The sequence below is a fragment of the Streptococcus sp. CL8.13 genome (assembly GCF_049737895.1).
Map to the genome: position 1 here is coordinate 1 of NZ_JBKOTT010000077.1, position 4612 is coordinate 4612.

General features: G+C 40.3%; 5 protein-coding genes and 1 pseudogene. 2 read left to right on the forward strand and 4 right to left on the reverse strand.

The features are described 5' to 3' along the window. Positions 1–229: pseudogene (locus ACLNCN_RS03510) on the reverse strand (GNAT family N-acetyltransferase); the annotation flags it as partial. A gap of 134 nt (positions 230–363) precedes the next feature. Between ACLNCN_RS03510 and ACLNCN_RS03515 the strand changes: the two are divergent. Together ACLNCN_RS03515 and trhA are read left to right on the forward strand one after the other, a co-directional pair. Next, a complete protein-coding gene (locus ACLNCN_RS03515) occupies positions 364–810 on the forward strand; it encodes a DUF1836 domain-containing protein (protein ID WP_424844629.1) in 447 nt (148 codons plus the stop codon). Next, positions 807–1454, forward strand: a complete 648-nt coding sequence (gene trhA / locus ACLNCN_RS03520; protein ID WP_060627951.1) for a PAQR family membrane homeostasis protein TrhA — start codon at positions 807–809, stop codon at positions 1452–1454. Before ACLNCN_RS03515 ends, trhA begins: the two co-directional genes overlap by 4 nt. Positions 1455–1474: 20 nt before the next feature. On the opposite strand, the gene pdxT is transcribed toward trhA, so the two are convergent. The 3 genes from pdxT to nox form a co-directional block, all read right to left on the reverse strand. After that, positions 1475–2056, reverse strand: coding sequence for a pyridoxal 5'-phosphate synthase glutaminase subunit PdxT (gene pdxT / locus ACLNCN_RS03525; RefSeq protein ID WP_084929986.1), 582 nt, complete (start codon positions 2054–2056; stop codon positions 1475–1477). Next, positions 2057–2932: a pyridoxal 5'-phosphate synthase lyase subunit PdxS gene (gene pdxS / locus ACLNCN_RS03530; protein ID WP_000138533.1), complete on the reverse strand. Its 876-nt coding sequence runs from the start codon at positions 2930–2932 to the stop codon at positions 2057–2059. It lies immediately after the preceding gene. Positions 2933–3084: 152 nt separating this feature from the next. Next, complete coding sequence (gene nox / locus ACLNCN_RS03535) at positions 3085–4464, reverse strand: H2O-forming NADH oxidase (RefSeq protein WP_049500112.1); 1380 nt, start codon at positions 4462–4464, stop codon at positions 3085–3087. Positions 4465–4612 lie beyond the last annotated feature (148 nt).

Below are 4612 nucleotides of genomic sequence, written 5' to 3' on the forward strand. Positions count from 1 at the left end.
CTTCATAGACTGCCTCTGGACTCTTGGTAACAGCTGCATAAGCTAGTAGTTCTCCCTCTTCCAAGGCTACGTAGGCTTGACCTGAGATAATATCTTCAATAATAATATCAGCATTTGGATAGCCATTTTGCCACTGGTCACTACCAGCATCTGCTAAACATTTTTTAGCATCCTCCATCACCTGCATGATGGCATCTACTTCATTTGGAAAAGCTAAACGAATTTCCATCTTTTCTCCTCATTTCTGACTAGTTTCTCCCATCATAGCATAATTTAAGTCTTTCTACAAGCAGTTAAAACTTGACTTTCTATTTCTATTATTTTATAATCTAGTTATTAAAACTAGATAAAAAGGAGTTGAAAATGAAAACTACCTTTTCCTACCCAAAATGGGCAGAAATTCCAAATATTGACCTCTATCTGGACCAGGTTTTGCTTTATGTCAATCAGGTCTGCGCCCCTATCAATCCTGATAAAGACAAGGGCCTGACAGCATCTATGGTCAATAACTATGTCAAACATGGTTACCTGACAAAGCCTGACAAGAAAAAATACCAACGCCAACAGATTGCACGTTTGATTGCTATCACAACCCTCAAGTCTGTATTTTCTATTCAAGAAATAGCACAGACACTGAATACTCTACAAACTCAAGCAAGTTCAGACCAACTCTACGATGCTTTTGTAAACTACATGAACCAAGGAATTGATCCAGCTAACCCCATTATCCAAACCAGCTGCCAAACCGTTAAACTCTATCACCAAACTCTAGACTTAATCGATCATACTCAAGAGGAGGTAATCCAATGAACACTAGTCTTAAACTCAGCAAACAACTCAGTTTTGGAGAGGAGATTGCTAATAGCGTGACCCATGCCGTAGGTGCAGTCACAATGCTCATCTTACTCCCTATTTCATCCACCTATAGTTACGAAGCACACGGATTTTTATCCTCTATCGGCGTTTCCATTTTCGTCATCAGTCTCTTTCTCATGTTCCTCTCATCCACCATTTACCACTCTATGGCCTATGGTTCGACCCACAAATACGTCTTGCGAATTATTGACCATTCTATGATTTATGTGGCTATCGCAGGCTCTTATACGCCCGTCGTCTTGACCTTAATGAATAACTGGTTTGGCTATCTGATTATTGCCATCCAGTGGGGAACGACCATCTTTGGTATTCTCTATAAAATCTTTGCTAAAAAGGTCAATGAGAAATTCAGCCTTGCTCTTTACCTGATTATGGGCTGGTTGGTTCTAACTATCATTCCTGCCATCATCAGTCAAACGACACCAATTTTCTGGAGTCTCATGGTAACTGGCGGACTCTGTTATACAGTTGGGGCTGGATTTTACGCCAAGAAAAAACCTTATTTCCACATGATTTGGCATCTCTTTATCCTAGCAGCATCTGCCCTCCAATACATCGCTATTGTTTATTACATGTAAAAAAGTTGAGAAATTCAATCTCAACTTTTTTCTTTACACATATTAATAAAGTACTGGTGCAAGCGCACATCATCAGTCAATTCTGGATGAAAAGAAGTTACCAACATATTTTTTTCTTGGGCTGCAACGATTTGATTGTCAACTGTTGCTAGAATTTCTACATCTTCTCCAACACTACTGATAATCGGACCGCGAATAAAAGTCATTGGAATCTGACCGACTCCCTTACATTCTGCTTCCGTGTAGAAACTTCCTAATTGGCGCCCATAGGCATTGCGCTCGACCACCATATCCATAGTTCTTAGATGACTCTCTTCCTGAGAAGTAATTTCCTTAGCTAAGAGAATCAAGCCTGCGCAAGTACCAAAAACGGGAAGTCCAGAAAGTATGGTTTCTCGAATGGGAATCAGCATGTCCTGCTCACGTAAGAGCTTGCCCATGGTTGTAGATTCCCCACCAGGTAGTATTAAACCCGCCAAGTCACTCTGATATTGTTGAAAATCATCTAAATTTCTGATTTCAACACTCTCGACACCTAATTGATCTAGCACTTTTGCATGTTCTGCAAAGGCCCCTTGCAAGGCCAATATTCCGATTTTCATCTATTTTCCTCGCTCAGCCATGAGGATTTGGATCTCATTTTCATTGATACCAACCATGGCTTCTCCTAGATCTTCAGAGATTTGAGCTAGGATCTGAGGATTTCGGAAATTAGTTACCGCTTTGACAATGGCACTCGCTCGTTTAACAGGATCTCCTGACTTGAAAATACCTGAACCGACAAAGACACCCTCTGCCCCTAATTGCATCATCAGCGCAGCATCTGCTGGCGTTGCAACACCTCCAGCAGCGAAATTTACAACTGGCAATTTCCCATGTTCATGGACGTATTGAACCAATTCTACAGGGACTTGTAAGTCCTTGGCGGCAACATAAAGTTCGTCCTCACGTAGGTTTTGAATGCGGCGAATTTCCTGATTCATCATACGCATATGACGAACAGCTTGAACAATGTCTCCTGTCCCTGGTTCTCCTTTTGTACGAATCATAGAAGCACCTTCAGCGATACGACGCAAGGCTTCACCCAAGTCCTTAGCCCCACAGACAAAAGGAACTTGGAATTCTTTTTTGTCCACATGGAAACGGTCATCAGCTGGAGATAAAACCTCACTCTCATCGATATAGTCAATTTCAATAGCCTCTAAAATCTGAGCTTCAACAAAATGTCCTATTCTGACCTTGGCCATCACTGGAATACTAACTGCTTCTTGGATTTCCTTAATCATCTTTGGATCACTCATGCGGGAAACCCCACCAACTGCACGAATATCAGCCGGAATCCTCTCCAAGGCCATAACAGCTGCCGCACCAGCAGCTTCAGCGATACGGGCTTGTTCAGGGTTCTGAACGTCCATGATAACCCCACCCTTGAGCATCTGCGCCAAGTTTTTATTTAATTCATAACGATTTTCAGTCATTTCTTTTATCCTCATCATTTGTATTGGTAGCTACCATTTCATTTTAAGTTAGATTAGAATGAATCACAAGATAAAAAAAATGCAATTGTATGGGTACATATTGACTAAAAAACTATCTGACCTTAACTTAAGGCCAGATAGTTCATCAAATTTTATTTTTCAGCTGTAAGTGCAGCCATTGTGATGTAGTTGTATGGTTTGTTGAAGTGTGGCAAGAAGAATAGGTCTGTCAATGCCAATTTATCAATTGTCACATGCTCTTGAATAGCAAGTGAGAACATGTGAATTCCCATACTAATCGCAGGGTCATGTGAAACCATTTGTGCACCAAGAATTTCACGACTATCTTTGTCAAAGACAATCTTGATGGCTACTTCATGGTTATCATGTTTCATGAATTCTGGTTTTTGAAGATCGTTAAAGCCTGTTTCAGTTGCGTTGTAACCAGCAGCTTTCGCTTTTTCAAGAGTCAAACCAGTTGAAACCATGTGAAGACCGTAGATTGAGATACCGTTTGAACCTTGAACACCGATTCCTTCCAATTCATGTCCACAAGCATTGTAAGCACCAACAATACCAGTACGAACTGCGTTTGAAGCAAGTGCGATGTAGCTTGTATCTTTACGAGCGTTGTCATAAACAGTCGCACAGTCTCCAACAGCAAATACACCAGGAAGTGAAGTTTCTTGTTTCTTGTTTACAAGGAAAGCACCGTTACGGAAGAGTTCAATCTTACCATCAGCAAGAGCAGTATTTGGACGGAAACCAACTGCAAGGATAACCATATCCACATCGAAAGTTTCTTTATCAGTAATCAAGCGTTCAACTTTACCGTCACCCTCGATTGCTTTAACAGTTTGACCAAGAGCCAAGCGAATGTTGTGGTCTTCCAAGTTCTTCGCCATCATTTGTGTGAAGTCTCTGTCATAGTAACCGTTCAAAACAGTATCAACGATATCAACAAGGACAACTTCTTTTCCAAGACGCTCAAAGGCTTCAGCAAGTTCAACACCGATGTAACCACCACCAACAACGGCGATACGGTCGAGGTGTTGGCTCTTGTCAGCAAGTTTATTGATAACTTCTTCAGCATTTTGGTACAATTTCACGAATTGTACGTTTTCAAGAGTTGCTTTAAATTCGCGGTTTCCTTTAACAATTTCAACACCTTCGATTGGTGGCAAGATTGGTGTAGAACCTGTAGCGAAAATCAATTTCTCGTATGATTCTTTGTGCTCTTTCCCTTCAACTTCTGCTGTAACTACTTTGTTATCATAGTCGATTGAAAGAACTGGTGAGTTCATGTAAACCTTAGCACCTTTAGCTTCCAATTTTTCTTTATCAGAATAGAACAAGCCTTCAGCACCGTCAATTTGTTCACCGATCCAAAGGGCCATTCCACATCCTAGGAAAGAGATGTTAGAGTTTTGGTCGAATACAACGATTTCGTTCTCATTGCCAAAATTATCCAACATAGTATTAATACATGCTGTACCAGCGTGGTTAGCACCAACTACAACGATTTTACTCATAGAAAAATTCCTACCTTTAATTAAAAATTTACTCTTCTAGTATAACATTTACTGTTAGCGTTTACAAGAGTTTAGCTAATTTTCCCGATTTTTTTGTAAAAAAATGTAAATAATCTGTATTTTATCAGCCATTTTTACAATTACTCTT